The sequence below is a fragment of the Pontibacter sp. CAU 1760 genome, assembly GCF_054482735.1.
Genome location: NZ_JBTLRL010000003.1, coordinates 326,565 through 350,231, shown reverse-complemented (window position 1 = coordinate 350,231; position 23,667 = coordinate 326,565). Strand labels below are relative to the sequence as shown.

The following is a 23,667-nucleotide window of genomic DNA, read 5'->3' as shown; positions in this document are numbered from 1 at the left end:
TTTTAGTTTGATATGAAGCCAATTGAGCAGTCGTTTTCAGTGCAGTTTCAGTACGGTATCTATTTTACAGCTGGCTTGTTCAAGGCCGGCAATACCCTGCTGCTGGATGTACTGCAACAGGACAAGGGCACTGCGCCACGCAGGGTGTTCTTTGTGATTGATAGCGGCGTGGCTGCGGCACACCCGCACCTGGCTGATGAGATAAAGGACTACGCTGCTGCCAACCAGGGCATGATGAAGCTGCTCGCCGAACCGATGATCATTACCGGTGGCGAGGAGGTGAAGAATAGCCTCGAACTCCTGCAGCAACTGCTGGAGGCGGTGAACATCCACGGCATCGACCGCCATGCCTACTTTGTGGCTATTGGCGGCGGCGCTGTGCTGGACATGGCCGGTTTTGCCGCCGCCATTGCGCATCGGGGCATCCGCCATATCCGCATCCCGACTACGGTGCTGTCGCAGGACGACTCGGCGGTGGGCGTGAAAAACAGCTTCAACTTTTTCGGCAAGAAGAACTTCCTCGGCACGTTTACCCCGCCCTTTGCCGTCATCAACGACAGCGATTTCCTGCTGACGCTGGACGACCGCGACTGGCGCGCCGGTATCTCCGAGGCCATCAAAGTGGCCCTGATCAAGGATGCCGCCTTTTACAAGCAGATCAAACAGGATGCGGCGAAGCTGGCACAGCGTGATTTGCCCGCCATGCAGCAACTCATACACCGCTGCGCCGAAATGCACGTGGACCACATTGGTGGTGCTGACCCCTTTGAGTCAGGCTCGTCGCGCCCGCTGGATTTTGGGCACTGGGCGGCGCACAAACTAGAGCAACTCACGGACTATGACCTCCGTCACGGCGAGGCAGTTGCTATCGGCATGGCCCTGGATGTGACTTACTCTTACCTGAAAGGAATGCTCTCGGAGGCAGAGTATAAGGACATCCTTGAACTCTTGGAGGACCTGGGCTTCGCACTGTATGTGCCGGAACTATCGCAGACAGAAGCTGGCACCGAACAACTGAGTGTGTGGAAAGGCCTGCAGGAATTCCGGGAGCACCTCGGGGGGCAACTCACCATCATGCTGCTGACCAGAATCGGGGCGGGCGTGGAAGTGCACCACATGGAGGAACCGCTTGTGCTGGAGGCCGTAAACCTCTTACAAAAGCGACACCAGCGCCAACCCGCAACGAACTTATAAGGCAGCCGGGCCAGCGAAGCGCTGGCCGCTGTTTCATACCAAAACAAACGACACATGTATCTGGACACAGGACATCATCTTACCTATTGCACCAACATTCATCCCGGCGAATCGTGGGCCGAGGTTTTTCAGCAACTCAAAGCCTACTTCCCGCCCCTCAAACAGAAACTTTCCCCTTCCAAGCCGTTTGGCATTGGGCTGCGCCTCTCTAACCTGGCCAGCGAAGAAATGCTGGAAGGCAACCAGTTGCAGGAGTTTAAGCAGTGGCTGCAGGAGCAGGACCTGTATGTGTTTACCATGAACGGTTTCCCCTACGGCGGCTTCCACCATCAGTCGGTAAAGGACAACGTGCACAAACCAGATTGGACAACGGATGCCCGCCTGGCCTATACCCTGCGCCTAGCGCGCATCCTGGCGGAACTGCTGCCAGCCGGTATGGAAGGCGGCATATCCACCTCGCCCCTCTCCTACAAGCCCTGGTTTATGGGGGAAGACGACTTGAAGCTAAAATCGGTATTTAACAGCGCCACCAAACGCCTTGTTAAGCTGGCGGAGGCACTGGTTACCTTGAAAGCGGAAACGGGCAAAACCATCCACATCGACATTGAGCCGGAGCCGGACGGGTTGCTGGAGAATAGCAAGGAGGTTATTAACTACTTCCAGGAATGGCTGCTGCCGGAAGGTATAAAGGCGCTGCGGGAGTCGCGGGGGATGGAGAAAGAGGAAGCCCGCGCCACCATACTACAGCACGTTCAGCTTTGCTACGATGTCTGCCACTTTGCGCTGGCCTACGAAAAACCTTCCGAAGCTTTCGCCAAACTCAAGCATGTCGGCATCAAGATCGGGAAGATACAGCTGAGCGCAGCGCTTAAAACCGAACTGCCTAAAGATGTGGAGACGCGCGGCGAACTGGCCGAGGCACTTGCCGGATTTGCTGAGGATACTTATTTGCATCAGGTGGTGGAGCGCGGCGATGACGGCACCCTGACACAGTACCCCGACCTGACCTTTGCGCTGCAGCACATCCGGAAGCCGAACGCGGTGGAATGGCGCACGCACTTCCATGTGCCGCTGTTTACGCAAACCTACAACGGACTCGAATCGACCCAGCAGGACATTGTGGACGTGCTGCAACTGGTGCGGGACACGCCGCACACGGCCCACCTCGAAGTAGAAACCTATACCTGGGATATGCTGCCCGAAGACATGAAAAAAGACCTTTCGGAGTCCATTCAGCGCGAGCTGGAGTGGGTTCTGACCACTATAAACGACAGGCAACATGCGTAAAACAGTCGTGCTGGACGTGGTGGGACTCACCCAATCCCTTCTCGGCAAAAACACACCGTTCCTTTCAAAATGGGCCGCTGAGGCAAACCAAAGCATTATTCGCCCGGTGGTGCCTGCCGTTACCTGTACGGCGCAGTCCACCTACCTCACCGGAAAGTGGCCTGAGGAACACGGCATCGTGGGCAACGGCTGGTACTTCCGCGACGAGGACGAGGTGAAGCTCTGGCGGCAGTCGAACAAGCTGGTGCAGGCGCAGAAGGTATGGGAGGTTGCGAAAGCCAAAGACCCGAACTTTACGGTGGCCAACATGGGCTGGTGGTATAACATGAACACCACCGCCGATTATACCCTCACCCCACGCCCGCAATACCTGGCCGACGGCCGCAAAATGCCTGACTGCTATACCCAGCCCGCCGACCTGCGCGACACGCTGCAGGCTAAATTGGGCACGTTTCCGCTGTTCAATTACTGGGGCCCGAAAACCTCCATCAAGTCGAGCAAATGGATAGCAGATGCCAGCAAGATAGCCGACGACCTGTATAACCCGACGCTCACGCTTATCTACCTGCCGCACCTGGACTATAACCTGCAGCGCCACGGCCCCAATGATGCGCGCGTGGCCAAAGACCTCCGGGAAATAGATGCCGTGGTGGGCGACCTGATCACGTTTTATGAGGCCAAAGGCGCCGAGGTGATCGTGCTGTCGGAGTATGGCATCAGCGAGGTGAGCCAGCCGGTGCACCTGAACCGCGTGCTGCGCACCAGTGGCTACATTGCCGTGCGTGAGGAGCGCGGCACCGAATTGCTTGACACGGCCATGAGCAAAGCCTTCGCCGTTGCTGACCACCAGATCGCGCATGTCTACATCCAGAACCCAGCCGATATACCGGCGGTACAAAAGCTGTTACAGCAAGTGCCTGGTGTGCAGGAAGTGCTGGCTGGAGCGGAGCGCGACAAGTACCACCTAGCCCATGAACGTTGCGGGGAATTGGTAGTGATGGCCGATGCCAAATCGTGGTTTACCTACTACTTCTGGCTCGACGACAGCCGCGCCCCGGACTACGCACGCATGGTGGATATCCATAAAAAGCCAGGCTACGACCCGGTGGAAATGTTTGCCGACCCCAAGATCAAATTCCTGATGCCGAAAGTGATCGGAAAGGTGCTAAAGAAGAAACTGGGCTTCCGGATGGTGATGGACATTATCCCGCTGGACGCCACGCTCATCAAAGGTTCGCACGGCCGCATTCAGGAAGACAAAACCGAATGGCCGGTGCTGCTCACTAAAAACAAACAGGCGCTGCCTCAGGAGCTACAGGCGGTAGAGGTGTTTGATGTGATCCTGTCGCATTTGCAAATCCAAAAACAGGATGTGACCGCGTAAGGTCAAGATTATTCACAGAATAGGGCCGCAACTGCATCAGTAGCGGCCCTTTTTTTGGGCCTAAGTATGATTTAACGCTTCTTAAAGAAAGTATGGAAGGCTTGTAGGTTTTTTATACAGCTGCTGCGAGACCATGATTTGATATTTGCGAGACATTGGAAAGTAAGATACTTGGCTAAGCCATATTTTAGGTGTGGTTAGGTACTGTTTTTATTTTCATGAATTTGCAGACAAATCCCAAAAACTATCTATAATTTTCCAAGAGCCACTTTTGTCACTTCTAATCAAAGGACTTCTGTCATTGCCTTCATAAATAAAGCGGAAGACTTTTTCCTTCCGATACTCATGTCCAGCTGATTTTAAATATAACTCAACTTTAATTTCAGTAATTGCAGGAGCTTGGTCATCTATATAAATAATTTTGAAAGACTGTAGCTCAATATTCTCTAAAGCACTTCTTATTCTTCCAGCTTTTTTGCTTATGGTTTCAGGAATACTATGAAAATCCCAGATACGTCCTGCAATTATTCCATATTTACTGTTTTGCCAGTTCTCAAGAAATATTACTAATTCCCGTTCTGGAGTATTATCTAGAAAATCATCTATGTTTCCATTAGATGCAATGTCAGTTCCAATTATCAATTTCCTTGGCTTCCACTCTTCAAAAAGCTCTTTATGCTTTTTATTTTGAAACTGTTGCTCTTTAAATTCTTTAAGAATCTCTGCAAAGTCTAAAAGCTGCTCCTTCAGCTCCTTTGGTGGTTCTTCAGGTATAGGTATCTTTTTGCCGTTTCTAATTGCTCTAGCCCAATCTGCAACGCAAAATAGAACTGACCAAGTTTTAGCAGCAACAAGGTCAGAGTCATAGTTTAAATCACGACCATGTAATATACCGTTCCTAAATGGTATTGTTAATGGTTCCGAATTTGTCTTTTTTCTGGTTTGCCCAAATACCTTGGCAAGAATATTCAGACCTGAACTATGAGCTGCTATTGAATCCAAAGCAGATAAATCAGTTCCTTCTGCAAAGAATCCCTTTTGCTCAATGTCATTAACAAATCCATCTATCATCATCAAAACTATAGGAATACAAGCATAATATCTTCTTTCCTTATAATCTAAAAAAGCTTTTTCTAACAGCTCCATACGAGGCTTAAACTCTTTAATACCTTGCAAAGCTGTTATTTTCCAGTAAATGTTATCTGGGTTATAATACTCAACTAGTTTCTGCTCTGCTTTATCTAATTCGCCAAGTTCCGCTATATCAACAGTTTCTCTGATTACCTCAAAATTCATGCTTTCATAAGCAATCCAACCTCTTGCAGATAGGAGATTATTAAACTTTTCAGGAAGATTCGATAGTTCATTAAAGGCTAGTCTGAGTTCTGGTATTTTATTTGTTTCACTAATAAGAGATTCGTCTGAAAAGCCAAAGCCTGATAATAATGGTAGGACCGTACTCAATAACTCAAAGCCTTGTAGCTGCTTTTCAAACTTTTTGAAGGATGGATTTTCAGATAATTTTTCATTCATTCTCTTTATTTTAAATTGTGCTTAACGTTTCGGGGGTTTATCATGGTGGGGCAATCGAAGTACAAAAGTTGAATCGAAGAACTGATGTTGAATTTAGCAGTTTCGCCCCGCTATTTTAAAACCCTTGTTCGCAGCAGCTTATTTTGGGTCATAATGAGAAATTTTATTGGTCTTCCTAAATTCCCCCAATCTTTCCGCCCAAAGTCCACTAACATTTAATAATTCAAAGCAAAGAATTCTTAACGAAACTGGTGTGAAGAAAGAATTTTCTTGTCCTAGTTCAGTATTTACAAATTCCAAAATATTTCCGTGACAGATGTTATTCCGTTGTCTTACAACTTCGACTGGAACAAGATTAGGTTTTTGTGTTTGTAACTTAGTCAAAAAGTCTTTTTCATTAGGAAATGCTAACACCTCAATTGGAAGTCCCAAGTCTTTTGCGTCAAAAATTAAATTGTTGCTTAAAACTTTGTATGGCGTCAACTCAATAACTTCGTTTTGAGGATTTTGAATTTGTGTAATTGTAATTCTTAAACTAGCTTCAATTCCATTAAGTAAAGAGGATACGGCAGGAACATAATATTCATTGAACATACAGTCTACCCCTTGTACAAAAAACCAATGAAATTCGGCTGCTGATAGTCTCTCGAAGAAAAAATTCCTCATGGGTGACCACTCCCCATTTATGGCAAAATGAGATGCAATATGGTCTGCTGGATTTTGTTCAAAAATTTCTTTTCGAGGTTGAATTGAGAGAAAGGCTCCCCAAACATCCATCCATTTGTCAGTTCGTTGAATTTGATTGAAGTTCATTTTAAGTTGCTGCTAACTTGTGGGTATCAGCAGGAGTACCTACTCCTACTTTCTGCACTATGTGTGGAGTTTACTTACTGTCAGAATTCAACGCTTCTGTTCGCATATCAAGATATATAATAATCTTATAATTTATTGAAATAAAAAACTTCCGCTAACACATTAATTAAAGTGCAGGCTTCTTCTACATCAAAGGGTATAAAATAAAAAAACCGGGATAACCCGGTTTTCCTTTAGCAATTCAGTAGCTATACATCCTCGTCACTTCTCCTGCGAGAACAGCCAGGGCAGCAGCTCAGGTTCTTTAAAGGCGTTTTCCCAGCTGTTGTGGTTCACGCTGGGGTATACCGTCAGCTTCACGTTGCCGCCTTTCCGCTCAATAGCCCTGGCCATGATGCGGGAGTGCTCCACGGGCACCAAGCTGTCTTCCTCGCCATAAAACACCCAAATGCGCTCTACTTTTCTAGCGTATTTCCGGGCCGTTTCCGTTGCCCGCTCTGCGGTAGTCACGTAGCCGGTGGCCGCCACACAATTAGCAAACTGGGCATTTGGTCACCTCGGTGGCATCCAGTTGTCGGTGCAGGAGGCCACCTGCGTGGTATCAGCCTGTGCAGTATCCCCTGCCTCCCTGCTGCCCTCCGGCTGGCAGGCCGAAAGGCAGCGGAGCAGAGCAACAAGTGAACAGTATCAGGTGCTTTGTTTGAATGAAAGCCGGTTTAATAAGTCCCTTTAAACGGCAGGTCGATGCGCTTGTAGGGCACGTTTTTGAGCGGAATCTGCAAGCCGTTGGTGGCTTCGAGCCAGTTCCACATGTCGGCTTTCATTTCTTTGGCTACCGCCTCATATGCCGGGTTACGGATCAGGTTGTTCATCTCCTGCGGGTCGTTCTGGATATCATAAAGCTCGTTGATATCCCACACGCCGTGGTTGTAGATGTACTTGTACTTGTCGGTGCGCACCCCGAAAATAGTCGGTGTCTGCGGGAAAGCCCACTCCCAGTAGTACTCATAGTACATCTTGTTGCGCCACGGAATCTGCTCGCCTCTCAGCAGCGGCACAAACGAATTGCCCTGCATGTGCGCAGGCGTTTCCATACCGGCAAACTCCATGATGGTTGGGGCAATGTCCACGTTCATCACCATCTGCTCGACCTTCGTGCCCGGCTTGATCACGCTAGGCGCACGGGCCAGCAGCGGCACCCGAATGGAGGCCTCATACATGTCGCGCTTGTCAATCAGGCCGAGCTCACCGAACTGGAAGCCGTTGTCGCCCATGTAAATGACCATCGTGTTCTTGTCCAGGCCCTCTTTTTTCAGGTAATCCAGCACGCGACCAATGCTCTCGTCCACGCTCAGGAGTGTCTCGAGGTACTGCCGATAGAAGTCGTCGAACGCAATCTCTCCGTCATACATACCATCCACACCATGCCAGCTATTGCGCTGCTTGCGCACCCACTCCGGAATGTCGCGGGTGTTCACGGGGCCTTGTGGCGCCTGTACCATGCCCCAGCGCTTGCTCGAGTCGGTGGCGGTGAGGTACATAGAAGGCGGACTCACCACCTGGATATTCTTGTACACATCCTTGTGGCGCTTGGCCGGCATAAACTCCGAGTGCACGCCCTTGTGCGAGAGGTAGGCGAAGAACGGCTTGTTCTTGTCGCGCTGCCTCAGCCAGTTGAGTGTATAATCGGTCAGCAGGTCGGTGGTATAGCTGTCTTGCGGCTGCTTCACTTCCTTTCCGTCGATGTTAAAGGTGGGGTTGTAGTATACGCCCTGCCCCTTAAAACTTACCCACTTGTTAAAGCCGGGTTGCGGCTGGTCGTCGGTGTTGCCCATGTGCCACTTCCCAAAAAAGCCCGTCTGGTAACCTTTCTCCTGCAAATACTGCGGGAAGAAGGTCAGGCCGTCCGGCAAGGGGGCGCTGTTGTCCACAATCTCATGGGTATGCGCATACTGCCCCGTCAGGATGGAAGCGCGGCTCGGCGAGCAAAGGGAAGTGGTTACGAACGCGTTTTGCAGGTGCGCCCCTTCTTTGGCCATGCGGTCCATGTTCGGGGTTTTCAGGCCAGGCACCTTGTTCATAAAACCCATGAAATCATACCGATGGTCATCGCTCAGAATGAAGATTACGTTCATGGGCTTTGCTGCGGCCTGCTTCTTTTTCTGGGCCTGTAAGGGCAACCAAACCAGCAGGGCCAAGAGCAGCAAGGCACCTCTGTTCAGATAGAATTTTTCCATAGTCCAGGGATTTACAGTTTGTTCAATGTACTAAACGTTTGGCGACAGGAAACATGCTTTTGGTTCCGTGATTCAGTCAGGTTACAAACCCGACTTTAATCAACAGGCTCGCCACTAAGCTCTTTGATCGCGATGTTGCGGAAACGGTGCGTTGCCCCGGGCGCCCACGACTCCAGCCCGTTCCAGTCGAAGGCATTCGGAGAAAAAAGTGCCGTCCAGTGCGACTGGAACCCAATCATACCTTCGGTGGCACCGGCCACAAAGTCGTTCTTTGGCTGCCGCACCTCCCACATTTTCACGCCGTTTATCCAAAGGGTGAGGTGCGGCACCTCTCCTACCATCCGTACCCGAAAGGAATTCCAGTCGTTCGGTTTCCATACCGCCGAGCGGCCCAGCGCTTTCACGCTGTTGCTGACGGGCATGCGCTCCCCTAGCAGGCTGCCCGTGCTGCCGGCCGTTTCATCCAGTTCAACCTGGTAGGCAATGCCGCTCTCGGAGGAGCGCAGGAAGATGCCGCCGTTTGAGAACGCATCTATCTTTGCCTCCACATACAGCTCAAAATCTTTGTACTTCCTGTCAGATAACAGCACACCGCCCTGCCCGTAGGGGTTTTGCCGCAGCACGATAGCACCGTCTTCTACCCGTACGTCTGGGGTGGTGCCCTGGTGGGTGGTGCGGCTGATATGCCAGCCTTCCAGGTTTTCGCCGTTAAAAATGCGCTCGAAACCAGGAGGCACCTGGGCCATGGCGACATGCCCTGCCAGTGAACTTACTAGTGCCAGCAAGAAAACAAAGCGCACGAATCGATCGCTATGCAACATGGTCATTTCGTTTTTGCCTCCATCAGTACCCGCAGTCCCACATCAAACCCGTTTCCTGGTCCGGCAGCATGGGTTTTATACGTTGCGTTCTTCGCATCACCAGTGAAGGAGGCGCCTTTCAGTACGTGCTGCTCCCCGGTGTGCGGCGGCACGGGGTCTGCAAAAATCTTCTCGTTGTAGTAGTCCTGTACCCATTCCCACACATTTCCGAGCATGTCATAGATGCCCCAGGCATTGGGCTCCATTTGGCCTACGGCGCTGGTGGTGCTCCCGCCTTTTACCGCCACCTTGTTCATCTCGGCCCACGGAATATCGTCTTCAGCACCGGCTCGGGCCGCATATTCCCATTCAAATTCGCTTGGCAAACGGTAGGTGTGCTTTTTGTCCTGGTCATTCAGTTTCTGGATGAAGGCTTGGGCATCCTGCCAAGTTACATTCTCCACCGGGTGCAGGCTTGCGTCGTCGTCTACCTTCGTTTCCTGAAAAAAGGAGGGGTTGGTGCCCATCACCTGCTGCCATTGCGCTTGCGTCACTTCATACTTGCCGATATAGTAGGGCTGCGCTATGGTAACTTCAAACCCGGGCATGGCCGCCTGCTCTGCCATTTCCGTGGCGACCTGGTACACAGAGTCCGGCAGCCACTTTCGATCTGTGTTACTGCGGTTCGGCTTGCCTACGGTGGGCTGATAGCGGCCCACGACCATGCTGCCGGGAGCTATCCGCACAAACTCCATCCCGAGGGCATTGGTATAGCTCGTTGGTTGCTGGGCAGTGAAAGCGCAGCCGCACAACATGAGGACCGGCAGCAGCAAAAAGGATCTACGTTTCTTATACATGATATTTTGCTTATTCCGCTGCCCAATTGCGTTGGGTGGTGCGGTAGCCCTTGTGTACCTCTAGGTATTGCAGCGTGGCCCCGCCCGGAATTGGCTTTAGGCGCTCGCGCACTTGCTTTACCTCTTCGGGTTTAATCACGGAGGCATTGTTGCCCACTTCACTGCTGTTGCGCACATAGCTCAGCACAGCTGCTATCCATTCATCGCTCTGCCCTGCCATTGATGGCATCATGTCTGTATACTCCACGCCGTCAATAGGGCCCTGCAGGCCATGCAGTAAAATCTCGATAGGCAGGATCCTGTCGGAGCCCTTCATGCGCGGCGAGCCGGCAAGGGGTGGTGCCGGCATGCGCTCGCCTACCTGTATGCCTTTGCCAGCCGGGCCGTGGCAGTTCGTACACAGCTGCTTGTAGATCACGGCACCTTTCGCGATCAGCTCACGGTCTTCGGGGCTGATGTTCCTGATGCGTTCCTTTTCAGCGGCAATCTTTTGGTGTGTGTCAACAAAGGAATTGTAGGAGGCCTGCATCAACTCATTGTCCGGGTTGGCGGCTAACAGGTTTTTCACAGTAGCTTGCGCTTCGGTTGTCTGGTTTTTGCGGAGCGAGAGCATTAGTTGTATCCGTACGTCCGGGCTGGGGTCGCCTTTCATGGCGCTCAGCTTCTGTAGCACCTCCTGGTCGTTTTGGCGGATGTACATTTCACTGATCCAAACGGCGGCTTTACGGACCTCAGGCACTTTGGCCTGCAGCGCCTGGTAGAGAACCTCTTTGCTCATCGCGCCCATACCTTCCAGCGTCCAAAGCGCATGGATACGGGTAACGGGTCCCGGTTTCTCACGCAGCGTAGCCTTCTGCCCTTGGGCAATTTGCTTCAGCGCGGGCACAACTGACTTGTCGTTGCGCAGCACGAGCAGCTGCTGCGCGTTGTCGCGCCACCAGCCGTTCGGGTGCTCTAAGTAGGTTACCAGCTTGCCTGCTTTCTCGTTCAGCAGCTTCGGCCGCTCCTGATCGCGCTTAAAATCCTTGTGCACCACCCGGTAGATGCGCCCCATACCCCTGTTCTTATACAGCTCTTTTTCCTGGATGATGCTGTACAGATAAGTGCCTGGCCCAGACCACTCGCTCTCCTGAATGATCCCATGGTACATGTCCACGATGTAGAAGGTGCCGTCAGGCCCGGTATAAGTATTGATCGGGCGGAAGTTCATGTCGGCGGAGGCCAGCCATTCTTTGCCCTCGTACACGTTCCGGATCTGTATCTTCCCGTCGGTGTTCACGATCTCGCCCCGCTTGATGATACGGCCAACCGGCTCGGGTATAAAGTAATCGCCCTTCATGTCGGCTGGCATGCGGTCGCCCCGGAAGATGGATTGTCCTGCCCCTGATGTGAAATGGTGCAGGGTGTTGTCCTCAGGCCGCAGCGCGTCTTTGCCACCCTGAGCGTCTATATTGCCGATAATAGGCCAGGGCACGGCGAAATCAGGGGTATACTGGTCCTTGAAATTAAGTGCGCCGTACGCTGGCATCTGCTCGATCTGCACTGCCGGAAGGCCCGGGCCGGCCTCTGAAAAGAAGAGGCGGCCATAGTCGTTCGCGGTGATGCCCCACTGCCCGGTCATGTTGTCGACCAGGGTATCGGCCACCAATTCCCCATTTTTATACTTGTAGCGCAGGTTGTCGCGGGTAGGGTATATCCAGTTGTCCATGTTCCAGAGCAAACCGCCGTTCTGGTGCTCCAGGTTGCGCAGGTCAATTTCGTTGTTCCGGAACACCAGCTTCTTCTCGTCTGCCACGCCGTCACCATCGGTATCGCGGTAGCTCCAGATATGCTTTCGGTTGGTTTCCTGCACCAGCACGCGGTCTCCCATCGGCAGCACCGCGCGGGGCAGCAACAGGCTATCCACAAACACGGTGGCTTTATCCATCTTGCCATCCCAATCGGTATCCTCCAGCAGCTTAATGCGGCTGGTGCGTTCAAACTGGCCGCTGCCCTCCGCATCCTTCATGTAGGTGTTCATCTCAGCCACATACAGCCTGCCGTTTCCATCCCAGGCCATGGCAACCGGCTCCTGCACCATAGGTTCGCTGGCCACGAGCTCGATGCGATAGCCAGGCGGCAACTGGATCTTGCTCATGCTCTCCTCCGGCGACAGAGGCGTGGCAGACGGATTGGTGTCCACCACCACGCGCTCAAAACCGTCTTCGCCGGAAGAGGCCTGCTGCTTCTTCCCGCTTCCCGGGCTACAGCTGGTGCAAGCCAGCACCGCGACAGTAAAAACTGAGCAGGTAAAGCGGGTGAAGCTGGCCAACCGGGTGAATAAGCTGTCTGTGTCTAATGGTTTTCTCATTCGCTAAGGCTATGTTATTTCCGGAACATACACCCTCTTGCCAATAGAGGATGCGATGTGCCGGTACTTCGTTTCTGGTAAAATCTTCTTGAACGGCCGAAACCGATCAGTTCAACCTGGGTCTTACTGGGACTCTTGTAGGGTAAAGCTGGCTTCCTGCACATCGCGGGAGTTGGTGCCGACAAACACCTTGAACTCGCCTGGCTCATACACATACTCCAGGTCGGTGTTATAGAACTTGAGGTCTTCCTGGGTGATCTGGAACGTTACTGTTTTGCTCTCGCCCTTCTTGAGGTTAATCTTCTGGTAGTTCTTCAGCTCTTTGACTGGGCGGGTTACGGAGGCATGTATATCCTGCAGGTATAGCTGCACTACTTCCTCGCCGTCAAAGTTGCCGGTGTTCTTCACTTCCACATTCACCTCTAGTGTCTCGCTTGGGTTGATGCTGGCTTTGCTCAGCTGCGGCTTGCCGTAGTTGAAGGTGGTATAGCTCAGGCCATACCCAAACGGGTATAACGGCTCGTTTGAAACATCCATGTAGCGCGACTTATACTTGTCCAGCATCTGGCCACCGTACGGGCGACCGGTGTTTTTGTGGTTGTAGTAAAGCGGCACCTGGCCCACTACCTGCGGGAAGGTGGTCGTTAGTTTGCCCGATGGGTTGTAGGCTCCGAACAGGACATCGGCGATGGCGTTACCGGCCTGCGTGCCCGCAAACCAGGTTTCTAGGATCGCATCAGCGTTTTCCTCTTCCCACTTCAAGGCCAACGGACGGCCGTTCATCAATACCACCACCAGCGGCTTGCCTGTCTTTTTCAAGGCATTCAATAACTCTAACTGCTGGCCGGGCAGGGTGATGTCGGCGCGGCTGGCGGCCTCACCGGTCATGCCCTGCGACTCGCCCACCACGGCGACGATCACATCCGATGCCTGGGCAACTTTCACGGCTTCGGCAATCATCTGCTGCGAAGTACGCTTGTCTATTTCTATTTCGCCACCGTGTGCATTCAGCCGCTCAATCATCTGCTGATCATCGGTCACGTTAGCTCCCTTGGCGTAGTTTATCTTGAGGCTGTTACCTGCCACGTTGCGGATCCCCTGCTCCAGCGAAACGGCCTGTTTCCAGTCGCCGGCACCACTCCAGTTTCCGATCATATCGCGCTGGCTTTTGGCCAGTGGTCCAATTAGGGCGATGCTTCCGGTCTTCTTCAGCGGCAAGGTCTGCTTGTTGTTTTTGAGCAGCACCATGCTCTTGCGGGCAATCTCGCGGGTTGCCTCTATGTACTCCGGCTTCATGATGGTCTCGGTGGCGCGCTGGTCGTTGATGTAGCGGTAGGGATCCTCAAACAAACCCAGTTTGTACTTGGCCTCCAGGATGCGACGGCAGGCTTTGTCCACGTCCGCCACGCTCACCCCGCCGGCTTCCACTTGCTGCTTCAGGTGCTTCAGGAACACCTCGCCTACCATGTCCATGTCCACGCCCGCCTTCAGCGACAGAGCGCCAACCTCAGCTTCCGTGCCAAGGCCGTGCGGCACCATTTCGTTGATGGCGGTATAGTCGGTTACCACAAAACCGTCGAAGCCCCACTCCTCGCGAAGCAACTCGGTCATCAGCCATTTGTTGGCTGTGGCCGGCACGCCGTTCACCTCATTAAAAGCGGTCATCACGCTACCCACACCCGCCTCTACCGCTGCTTTGTAGGGCGGCAGGTATTCCTGGTACATGCGCAGCATGCTCATATCCACCGTGTTGTAATCACGGCCGGCTTCGGCGGCACCATACAGCGCAAAGTGCTTCAGGCAGGCCATCACGGTGTTTTCCTTGGTCAGGTCGTTGCCCTGGTAGCCGCGCACCATGGCTTTGGCCACCTGTGCGCCATACCAGCTGTCTTCTCCGGCACCTTCGGCAATACGGCCCCAGCGCGGGTCGCGGGCAATGTCCACCATCGGCGAGAACACCCAGTTCAAACCATCGGCACTGGCCTCGTCGGCGGCAATGCGCGCGCTGCGCTCCACCACGCCCATGTCCCAGCTCGTGGAAAGGCCCAACGGAATCGGGAAAATGGTGCGGTGCCCGTGAATGACATCATACCCAAAGAGCAGCGGGATGTGCAGGCGGGTATTCTCTACGGCCATTTGCTGCAGTTTGCGAGCCGCTATCGGGGTAAAGGTGTTGAACACGCCCCCGATATTGCCCTTGCGGATGTTCTCGTCCACGTTCTGGCTCACCACCGGGCCGGTTACGTCGAAGCCCACAGCCGCCAGGTTCAGCTGCCCGATCTTTTCGTCCAGCGTCATCTTGGCCATCAGGTCGCTCACGAACTTGTCCATGGCCGGGTCTGCGGATGGTCTTGTAACGGTTGTTGCCTGCGAAGGCGTGGTTGTTTGCGCGTTGGTGTCTGGCTGCGTGACGCTTTGGGCACAACCGGCCAATAGTAGCAGTGTAGCGGCAGTAGTGATTTTATACATGTTGTTCCTGTTAGTCATTCTTTACTTGAGTAGGTGCGGGGTCAGGGCTTTCGTCCAGATCTGATACCCCTTATTGTTCATGTGCAGGTTATCTTCCAGAAAGATGTCTTGCATCGGTTTGCCTTGTTTATTCAGCATCTTGTGGTATACATCCACGTACTTGGTTTTGGGCTGCGCTTTCAGGTAATCCCGGATCAGGCGGTTCGACTCCTCCATGATGGGCGCAAAGTGCCACCGCGAGGGACTTGGCTTGATGGAGATGAACACCACCGGCACCTGGGGCATCTCCTCCCTAATTGACTCAAACACGACTTTAAACCGTGCCAGCACCTCGGGCGCCTGCACCGTACCATCGGCAATGTCGTTCTCGCCGGAGTAGATCACGACCTGCTTCGGTTGGTAGGGGTACACGATGTCCGGCAGGTAGCGCTTTAAATCGAGCAGGTTAGAGCCCCCGAAACCGCGGTTAATAACGGTATAGGCAGGCAGCATCTCCTGCATGTCCTGCCACATCCGCAGCGACGAACTGCCCACAAACAGCACGGCATTGGAGGGTGGCATTTGCTGCCTGTCCTGTTGCTTGTAGGACTGTATCTCGTCCCAGAACGCTGGCTTGTTGTCCTGGGCCTGCGCTTTGGGCAATACCAACCACCCGAGTACTAGAAAGATGAGGGCTATGTGCTTGCCCAGAATTTCAAATGCGCTGTGCTTCATAGTGTCTTTTTTTGGTTAGCGGCCATTCAATCCGCGGTATAAATCTGAATGATAATAAGTTACACAATTACCTGGATTTCCCTCACTACACGGGCAGTATTATACCTACCGACGGCAGTGTGGCATACGACCAGTTTAAGCCTTAGAACTCTATGCACCCGTCGATCTTATAGGTATCGCAAAAGCTCTGATAGCCTCCTTTATTTGATTTTCGGACTCTCAAAGCCCAGCTTTTTCAAACCACTCTGCACTTCGGGGGCGCTCATAAACAAATCCCAGAGCATGCCGCTGCGGCCGTTCTCGATCATCACCACAATCGGCCCCTGGTCGATGCCCAGGTAGCGCGGCGTGTACCAGTCTTTTTCCTGGGAGAAGGCATCGTAGAAGCCATACTCGCCCCATACCTTGTCGCCGAGGTCTTCGTAGAGGTGGCGCATCACTTTCATGGATTCTTTCGGAGCGTAGGGGTAAGACGACAAAGCCGCTGTCGGGGAAATCACACCTAGGTCATGCGACGGGCTGTGACCGGCATAGCCATCCGGCGAGTAACTCGAGGTCAAGCCCCAGCAGTCTTCGCCATACCCTTTGAAGTTCTTCGGGTTGTCCACGCAGTAGTCGTGCTGGATCATGGTGTGGTTCTGGTTGAGTTTCCAGTAATCGGCATACTTGTCTTTCAGGCCGCGCGGGTCCAGGCCGAGGTAGGAATAGTGCGCCCAGAACATCGGCCCCACCGTGCCTGGCGCCCCATTATGGTTCAGCACCACCTCGCGGCCATACTGGGTGGCATCCGACTTGATGGCGCCATTCTTCGCCCAACCCTCGTGGTATACCTCGGCGGGCACGCCATGCGTCGGCGACGAAGCCGCCAGCACGTACATTACCAGACACTCGTTGTAGCCGCTCACCGGGAAGTTCATCTCCCAGTTATACTCCGGGCTCCAGTGCCAGTACAACACGTTTTCGCCGCCTTTGCGGTACCAGTTCCAGTCTACCTCTTTCCAAAGCTTGTCGATCTTGCCGGCCAGCGCCTGCTCCTGCGCGTTGCCGTCCTGCAAATACTGGCGCACCGTCAGCAGGCCCTGCACCAGGAAGGCCGTCTCCACCAGATCACCGCCGTTGTCTTTCTTGCCGAAGGGCTTCACCTTCCCCGTCTCGCCCTGAATCCAGTGCGGCCAGGCCCCATGGAAGCGGTCAGCAGTCTCGAGGTAGTTTACCATTTTGCGGAGGTGCTGCACGCCTTCCTCGCGCGTGATGAACCCGCGCTCTATACCCACCAGTATCGCCATCAAGCCAAAGCCCGTGGCCCCGGTGGTTACCACGTTGCGGTCGTTTTGCGGGTATACATTGTCCATGTGGATCCGCTCGCGGGCAAGGCCGGAAGTAGGCTCGGCGCCCTCCCAGAAATACTGGAAGGTGCGCTCCTGCACTTGGGTCAGTAACTCGTCGTCGGTGAGGGTTTTCGTCTCTGTGGTGGTTATTTCAGTTACCGCCGTAGTGGTTTCTTTTGCGCCCTGGCAACTGTAGAATAGCTGCGCTGCTAGCAGGGGTATGGCTAAGAGTTGTTTTCTCATGTTCGGTTTCAATTGTTTAGTATCGTCAGGTTAATACAGGTGTAAATTGATTTCCTTGGATGCGGCCGCCGCGTTGAGCACCAGTTTATACTTGCCCGGCTTCAGCTCTGCTCCCAGCAGCACGTGCTCCAGCCCTGCCGGTTTGTTTTCAGCGTTCCAAATCGTTTTTGCCTCCGAGCCGTCCTCCTTCAGCAGTTTCAGGGTATAAACCCCTGCCTCTTTGGTGGCCACGTCGATGAGGTAATTCTCCTTGTCTGGGTGCTTGAGCAGGTCTACCTGGCTTGTATAGGCATCGGGCACCACCAGTGGGAAACCGGTTTCATACACGGGTTTGCGTATACCGATCTTAGCCAGCCCCGCCTGAATCTCGGGCAAATCGGTGAACAGGCTCCAAAGCAGGCCGCTGCGGTAATTCTCGATCATCACCACAATCGGTCCCTGGTCTATGGCCAGGTGGTCGGTGGCGGTCCAGTTGCGGGTTTTGTTGTGGGCATCCTTCAGGCCATATTGCCCCACCATCTTACTGCTGAGCCCTTTGTAGAAGTTGCGTAGCACCTGCATGCTGTAGTAGGGGGTATAGGGGAACGAGCCGAGCGCGGCCGTGGGGGCCACGGTGCCGTTGTCGTTGGTGGGCGAGTGCGCCAGGTAGCCGTCCGGGTCGTCGGAGGCGGTGAGGCCCCAGAAACTTTCGGTATAGCCGTAGCCCGCCGGAGCGAACTTCAAGCTGTAGCTGCGGTTTATCATGGTATGGTTCTGGTTGTGGCGCCAGTAATTGGTATAACTGTCCTCCAGTTGCCGCGGGTCGAGGCTCAGGAAAGAGTAGTGCGCAAAGAAAAGCGGACCACCGAAGCTAGGGCCCATCTTCAGGGGGTAACCGGCAAAGTCCTGTGGTTGGCCAAAGCTAGCGTTTACCCAGGTCTTTTGGTAGACAGCCGGCGAGATGGCATGTGTGGGCGAGGAAAGTGCCATGACATAGGTAATCAAGCCCTCATTCCAGCCTCGCAGCGGCATGTTCATCTCCCAACCGAAGCTCGGGCTCCAGTGCCAGTACAGCAGGCCGTCGCCCCGCGAGGCGTACCAGTCCCATTCCACGGTTTCCCAGAGTTGCGTGATCTTGTTTCGAAGGGCGGCCTCCTCGCCGGCACCGTTAAAATAGGCGCGGGCCGTCAGCAGGCCATTCATCAGAAAGGAGGTTTCCACAAGGTCGCCCCCGTTGTCTTTTGGGCTGAAGGGAATGACCATACCGGTGCTGCCGTTCAGCCAATGCGGCCATACCCCATGAAAACGGTCGGCCCTGGCCAGAAAGTCGGTGAGTTTGGTGAGGCGCTCGGTGGCTTGCGCCCTGGTAATCCAGCCGCGCTGCACGCCCACAATGATGGCCTGTATGCCGAAGCCCGTGCCGCCCGTGGTCACCACGTCGCCGGAGCCGGTGCGCTCGCGGGCCATGCCGCTGGCGGGGTGGGCATAATCCCAAAAATATCTAAAAGTTGTTTCCTGCACCTTGTCGAGCAATGCCCGATCTTCGGCGGTTGTGTAGGTAGGCGTAACAGGGTCGGTCGTGGTGTCGGGCACCGGTGTTTTCTCAGCATCGCCGGAACAGGACAGTAGCGTGCAAAGCAGGAGCAGGCAATAGGACCAAAGCTGTTTTTGAATCATGCTGACGTAAAATCGGTTTTTCTAAAGCAAAAAAAGGATGGAGCCATACCCCAATATGGCCCCATCCGCACTATTCACCCTAATTAATATCCTGGGTTCTGTGTCAGCGTACCACCGCTCAGGTCTATCTGAGACTGCGGAATCGCATACACTTCGTTTTTGCCGGCGGTAAACTGCTTGCCAGCGGCCTGCAGCACCTCGGCGGCTCTGCCCTGGCGCACCAGGTCGAAGAAGCGGTCGCCCTCTAGGGCCAGCTCCACGCGGCGCTCCTGCCAGATCATGTTGCGGAGTTCCTGCTGGGTAGCCGACTCAATTGGAGCAAGCTCGGCGCGTACGCGCACTTTGTTCAGCGAGTTCAGCGCCTCCGCTATCATACCCAGTTCGTTGGCTGCCTCTGCGTGCATCAGCAGTACCTCGGCATAGCGCAGGATGCGCATGTTCTGGTCTTTGCCGTAGCCGCAGTCGCGGGAAACGAAACTCGGCACGTAGGCCTTCTGGTTGTAGTATGGGTTTGGAGCGTCTTCCCGGATCTTGTCTCCCTCCGGTGTGGTTTCGCCTCTGAACAGGATGGTCGCGTCTCTGCGCACATCGCCTTCTTCGTAGGCGTTCACCAGGTCCTCTGACGGTATGGCAAAGCCCCAGCCGAACTGGCCGCGTACGCCCTGCACTTCGGCCCACTGGATGTTCGACGCGCCGCAGTTGCCTGGCAAGGTCTGCGCCTGCACCTCGAAGATCGACTCGCTGTTGTTCTCTCCCGAAATGCGGAACACGTCATAGTAGTTTGGGGTGAGCGAGTAGCCCATACCCATTACCTGGTTGGTCAGGTCCAGCACTTGCTGCCAGTTTTTCTGGTAAAGGTTCACCTTAGCCAGCAAGGTAAGCGCAGCGCCTTTGGTGGCACGGCCCACGTTGGCGGCATTATAGTTAACCGGCAGCACAGCAGCCGCCTCCTGCAAATCCGTCATGATCTGCTGGTATACCTGCTCCTTAGGAGCACGCACAGGGTTCAGTTCCTCACCGGTTTGTGGCGGTCGCGTGATCAAAGGAACATCGCCAAAGGCGCGCACCAGGTTAAAATAGTGGTGTGCCCGCAGGAACTTCGCCTCAGCCAGCAGGCGCTGCTGCAGCTGCTGGTCCATCGAGATGTTCGGGATGTTGGCCAGCGCCTGGTTCGTCAGGTTGATGCCCTGGTACTGGCCAGACCAGTAATCGTTCAGGATAAACTGTGTGGAGGTGAAGGTAAAGTTGTCGAAGTCGTTCATGAACGTGGCATCGCCCGGGTCGCTGCCCTTGTCGGCATTGTCGGAGGCGATGTTTGTTACAGCCAGGTTGGCAAACGCCGCCAGCTTCCACTCGCGCAGGTTTCCGTAGATGGCGTTCACGGCCTGCACCGCATGCTCCGGCGTCACGAAGAAGTCCTCGCTGCGTGGCTGCCCCTGCGGGTCCACATCCAGAAAGTCCTCTTTACAGCTGTAAAGCCCGCTTAAGGCCAGCACGCAGCCCAGCATGGTAATTTTTCTTTTCGATTTATTGAGGATCGTATTCATATTCGTTCTGAATTAGAAGTTCACGTTTACACCAAAGTTGTAGGTAGCCGACAGCGGGTACACATTCAGGTCGATACCTGTGCTGGTTGGCGGGCCACCCACCTCTGGCGTAAAGCCGTTGTAACTGAACCAGGTAACCGGGTTCTGCGCGTTGGCATAAAAGCGCACGCTTTGCAATTTCAGGCTGCTCACAAACGAGCTCTGCAGGGTATAACCCACCTGGATGTTACGGATACGGAAGTAGCTTCCGTCCTCTACATACCAGCTGTTCGGGTCCAGGTTAGCGCCGGAAAGGTTTGCTGATGGGTAAGAGTTAGAAGTACCCGCGCCATGCCAGCGGTTCTCGAAGAAGTCCTGGGTATAGTTCTCGTTTCCGAAGCGAATACCTTTGTTGGCATTGTACACATCCACGTCACCCACGCCCTGCAAGTCCAGCAGGAAGTCGAAGTTCTTGTAGTTAGCCCCCATGTTGATGCCGTAGATCACACTTGGATTTGGGTTGCCAAGCAACACTCTGTCCTTGGTATCGATCACACCGTCACCGTTCTGGTCGCGGTACTGGAAGCTACCCGGCTGGGCGTTTGGCTGCGCTGAGTTAGCTACTTCCTGCTCGTTCTGGAAGATACCTACTACATCATACCCGTAGAAAGAGCCGATTGGCTGCCCCACGCGCGACACGGTTGTCAGGTATCCACCTACCGGAAGGCCACCCCCTAACAGGTCTGTGCGCCCGGTTGCCAGGTCAGTCACCTCATTCTCGTTGAAGGACACGTTAGCCCCGATGTTGTAGCTGAAGTCGTTGGTGATATCGTCTCTCCAATTGGCTACTAGCTCAAGGCCCGTGTTTTTAAAGTCAGCGAAGTTACCCAGTATAAACTGGCTTGTTGTTCCCTGAGAGCTCAGGATCGGTGCCCGGAAGATCGCGTTCTCTGTTTTCTTCTGGTACCAGTCGGCCTCAAAGGTCAGGCGGTTGTTCAGCATCGCCAACTCCACACCCAGGTCCAGTTCTTTCACTACTTCCCAAAGCAGGTTGTCTGGCACAGCGCTCACAATGCTCGCCCCGACATAAGGTGTTGGCGGGTTACCGAAGATGGCAGTATAGCGCGGGTCAAAAGAAGCGACAAGGTCCGTGATGTTAGCAGGCACACCCGAGTTACCCAGTTTACCCCAGCTGGCGCGTAGCTTCAACTGGTCGATAAAGGTAATGTCCTGCATAAAGGCCTCCTCCGACACGATCCAGCCCAGACCGATGGAAGGGAATTCATCCCACCGGCTTCCTCGCGGGAATTTAGAAGAACCATCAAAGCGCAGTGTTGCCGTCAGCAGGTAGCGGTCCATGAAAGAGTAGTTCACGCGACCGAAATAAGAGTTGAGGGTTTCCAGGAAAGCACCGTTCGAGAGGTTATAGGTCGTTGGGTCGCCCAGCTCCAGGAAAAGGGTTGCCTCTGAGTCGAAAGGCACGTCTTTGGCTGTACCGGTAAAGGATTCGCCGCGCTTCTCTTGGGCAGAGGTACCTATCAAGGCCGTAAAGTCGTGGTCGCCAAACGTTTTGTCGTAGGTCAGGGTGTTCTCCCATAACCACAGTGTGTTCTTCGAGCGGCCCTTGGTCAGGGAACTCCTGTCAGAGAACTGCACTGTCGTTAATGAGTCTTTCGCCTGGTAGTTTCTGAACTCGTTGATGCCATACTCCAGACCAAGGCTGGTGCGGAACTTCAGGTTTTTCAGGAAGTCCACTTCGGCGAAAGCGTTTCCTACCAGGCGCTGTCCGCCAGAAATCTGGTTGAAGCGGTCGAGGGTGGCGCGTGGGTTGGCAAAGTTACCCACCCCGATATCATTTGGGTCGCCGTAGTTGCCGTTTGCCTTGAAAACCGGCAGGATTGGCGGGGCCACAAAAGCCTGGTACAACACGCCGGTCGGCACATCCTTCGAGTCATAATCGCTGAAGATGGCGTTGTAGCCTACTTTGATGTGGTTAGAAAGCTGGGCGTCTGTCTGCAAACGGGCCGTGATGCGCTCGTAATCGTTGCCCTTCACAATGCCTTCCTCGTTCAGGTAACCGCCGCTAAAGCTATAGCTGATCTTCTCGGAACCGCCCGAGAGACTCAGCTGGTGGTTATGCACGGTAGCCGACTGCAATACCTCGTCATACCAGTCCGTGGACGGTTGATTCGGGTTAAAGCGGTCGGTGTTCAGTTTCTCGTTCAGCAAAGTGGCATACTGGCTGGCATTGGCCAGCTCCAGCTTGTTTGTAACTGATTTTGTTCCCACAAAGCCGTTGTAGTTGATGCGTGGCTTGCCTTCCTTGCCGCGCTTGGTGGTTACCAAGATCACGCCGTTGGCAGCACGCAAACCGTAGATAGAAGCCGAAGAAGCATCTTTCAACACCTCCATCGACTCGATATCGTTCGGGTTCAGGAAGCTCAGGTCGTCCACAAAGGTACCGTCTACCACGTAAAGCGGCTCCACGCTACCGAACACAGAGCCCGTACCACGGATACGCACGCTTGGCGAAGAACCCGGGCGGCCACTGTTCGTGATCTGCACACCGGCTACTTTACCCTGCAGCGAGCTAACCGGGTTTTGAGACGCCTGCTTGTTCAGCTCCTCTCCCTCTATCGAGCTGATGGAACCTGTGATGTCGCGCTTCTCCTGCACGCCATACCCCACTACCACCACTTGCTCTAAGAGCTTGGTATCAGAGTTCAATTGGATGTTCAGGGTTTGCTGCCCGTTGATCGGAACCTCTTTGCGCTCGTAGCCCAGGTAGTTCACGACAAGCGTGCCGGTGGAGGGAGCCGTAATTGTAAAATTCCCGGTTGCATCCGTCTGCGTGCCGCGTGTCGTTCCCTTCACGCTCACCCCTGCTCCAATGAGAGGCTGGCCGCTGCCTGCGTCCGTCAGTTTGCCCTGCACAGTAATATCGCCCTGTGCGTAGAGCATCCCAACTGTAAGCAGACACATACAGAATAGTAAAAAGTACTTCTTCATATGCTGTTAGATTATGGTTTGTATGAACTGATAAGTGAATCAAAATTCAGGTTATAAAATGAGAGCCCCAAAAAAGGCACCTCTACAAAGCCACATCACACCCAAAATAACATCACAGCAAAAGGTGAGCAAACACTTATTCGTCGGTAAACAAGGTTTTGGGGCTATTAAAGGGTATACGTCGCTGGGTATGCCTCAGGCGACTTCTGAAAACAAAAAGCCCCTGTAAGGCAAATTACAGGGGCTGTGAGTGGTAATGATGTAGTG

The 23,667-nt window shown here is 53.8% G+C and carries 16 protein-coding genes; 3 read left to right on the top strand and 13 right to left on the bottom strand.

Annotated elements, in window-relative coordinates:
- Positions 1–12 precede the first annotated feature (12 nt).
- The 3 genes from ACXYMU_RS06165 to ACXYMU_RS06155 are packed head-to-tail and all read left to right on the top strand — an operon-like array spanning position 13 to position 3,865.
- Positions 13–1,194: a 3-dehydroquinate synthase gene (locus tag ACXYMU_RS06165; protein ID WP_458985486.1), complete on the top strand. Its 1,182-nt coding sequence runs from the start codon at positions 13–15 to the stop codon at positions 1,192–1,194.
- A 54-nt stretch (positions 1,195–1,248) separates the two neighbouring features.
- On the top strand, positions 1,249–2,481 hold the full coding sequence (gene eboE, locus ACXYMU_RS06160; protein ID WP_458985485.1) for a metabolite traffic protein EboE: 1,233 nt from the start codon (positions 1,249–1,251) through the stop codon (positions 2,479–2,481).
- A complete protein-coding gene (locus ACXYMU_RS06155) occupies positions 2,474–3,865 on the top strand; it encodes an alkaline phosphatase family protein (RefSeq protein ID WP_458985484.1) in 1,392 nt (463 codons plus the stop codon). The genes eboE and ACXYMU_RS06155 overlap by 8 nt, the downstream gene beginning before the upstream one ends.
- Positions 3,866–4,081: 216 nt before the next feature.
- On the opposite strand, the gene ACXYMU_RS06150 is transcribed toward ACXYMU_RS06155, so the two are convergent.
- From ACXYMU_RS06150 to ACXYMU_RS06090, 13 genes are all read right to left on the bottom strand, one after another.
- Positions 4,082–5,398 (bottom strand): hypothetical protein, encoded by a 1,317-nt coding sequence (locus ACXYMU_RS06150; RefSeq protein ID WP_458985483.1) that lies wholly within the window; start codon positions 5,396–5,398, stop codon positions 4,082–4,084.
- A gap of 138 nt (positions 5,399–5,536) precedes the next feature.
- Positions 5,537–6,211, bottom strand: coding sequence for a hypothetical protein (locus ACXYMU_RS06145; protein ID WP_458985482.1), 675 nt, complete (start codon positions 6,209–6,211; stop codon positions 5,537–5,539).
- A gap of 261 nt (positions 6,212–6,472) precedes the next feature.
- On the bottom strand, positions 6,473–6,739 hold the full coding sequence (locus ACXYMU_RS06140; RefSeq protein WP_458985481.1) for a prolyl oligopeptidase family serine peptidase: 267 nt from the start codon (positions 6,737–6,739) through the stop codon (positions 6,473–6,475).
- Between the two features lie 188 nt (positions 6,740–6,927).
- Entirely contained in the window at positions 6,928–8,448 is a 1,521-nt protein-coding gene (locus ACXYMU_RS06135; protein WP_458985480.1) for a sulfatase family protein, read from the bottom strand.
- Between the two features lie 95 nt (positions 8,449–8,543).
- Positions 8,544–9,269 carry a 3-keto-disaccharide hydrolase gene (locus tag ACXYMU_RS06130; protein WP_458985479.1) on the bottom strand — a complete coding sequence of 242 codons (726 nt, stop codon included), beginning with the start codon at positions 9,267–9,269 and terminating at the stop codon, positions 8,544–8,546.
- A gap of 2 nt (positions 9,270–9,271) precedes the next feature.
- Positions 9,272–10,105 carry a formylglycine-generating enzyme family protein gene (locus ACXYMU_RS06125; protein WP_458985478.1) on the bottom strand — a complete coding sequence of 278 codons (834 nt, stop codon included), beginning with the start codon at positions 10,103–10,105 and terminating at the stop codon, positions 9,272–9,274.
- Between the two features lie 10 nt (positions 10,106–10,115).
- Positions 10,116–12,455, bottom strand: coding sequence for a DUF7133 domain-containing protein (locus tag ACXYMU_RS06120; protein WP_458985477.1), 2,340 nt, complete (start codon positions 12,453–12,455; stop codon positions 10,116–10,118).
- A 123-nt stretch (positions 12,456–12,578) separates the two neighbouring features.
- On the bottom strand, positions 12,579–14,942 hold the full coding sequence (bglX, locus tag ACXYMU_RS06115) for a beta-glucosidase BglX (RefSeq protein WP_458985476.1): 2,364 nt from the start codon (positions 14,940–14,942) through the stop codon (positions 12,579–12,581).
- A gap of 3 nt (positions 14,943–14,945) precedes the next feature.
- Positions 14,946–15,638: a GDSL-type esterase/lipase family protein gene (locus ACXYMU_RS06110; protein WP_458985475.1), complete on the bottom strand. Its 693-nt coding sequence runs from the start codon at positions 15,636–15,638 to the stop codon at positions 14,946–14,948.
- A gap of 200 nt (positions 15,639–15,838) precedes the next feature.
- Positions 15,839–17,209 (bottom strand): glucoamylase family protein, encoded by a 1,371-nt coding sequence (locus ACXYMU_RS06105; RefSeq protein WP_458985474.1) that lies wholly within the window; start codon positions 17,207–17,209, stop codon positions 15,839–15,841.
- A 30-nt stretch (positions 17,210–17,239) separates the two neighbouring features.
- Positions 17,240–18,865, bottom strand: a complete 1,626-nt coding sequence (locus tag ACXYMU_RS06100) for a glucoamylase family protein (RefSeq protein WP_458985473.1) — start codon at positions 18,863–18,865, stop codon at positions 17,240–17,242.
- Between the two features lie 83 nt (positions 18,866–18,948).
- Positions 18,949–20,412 carry a RagB/SusD family nutrient uptake outer membrane protein gene (locus ACXYMU_RS06095; protein WP_458985472.1) on the bottom strand — a complete coding sequence of 488 codons (1,464 nt, stop codon included), beginning with the start codon at positions 20,410–20,412 and terminating at the stop codon, positions 18,949–18,951.
- 12 nt (positions 20,413–20,424) lie between these two features.
- On the bottom strand, positions 20,425–23,400 hold the full coding sequence (locus tag ACXYMU_RS06090) for a SusC/RagA family TonB-linked outer membrane protein (RefSeq protein WP_458985471.1): 2,976 nt from the start codon (positions 23,398–23,400) through the stop codon (positions 20,425–20,427).
- Between the last annotated feature and the right edge of the window lie 267 nt (positions 23,401–23,667).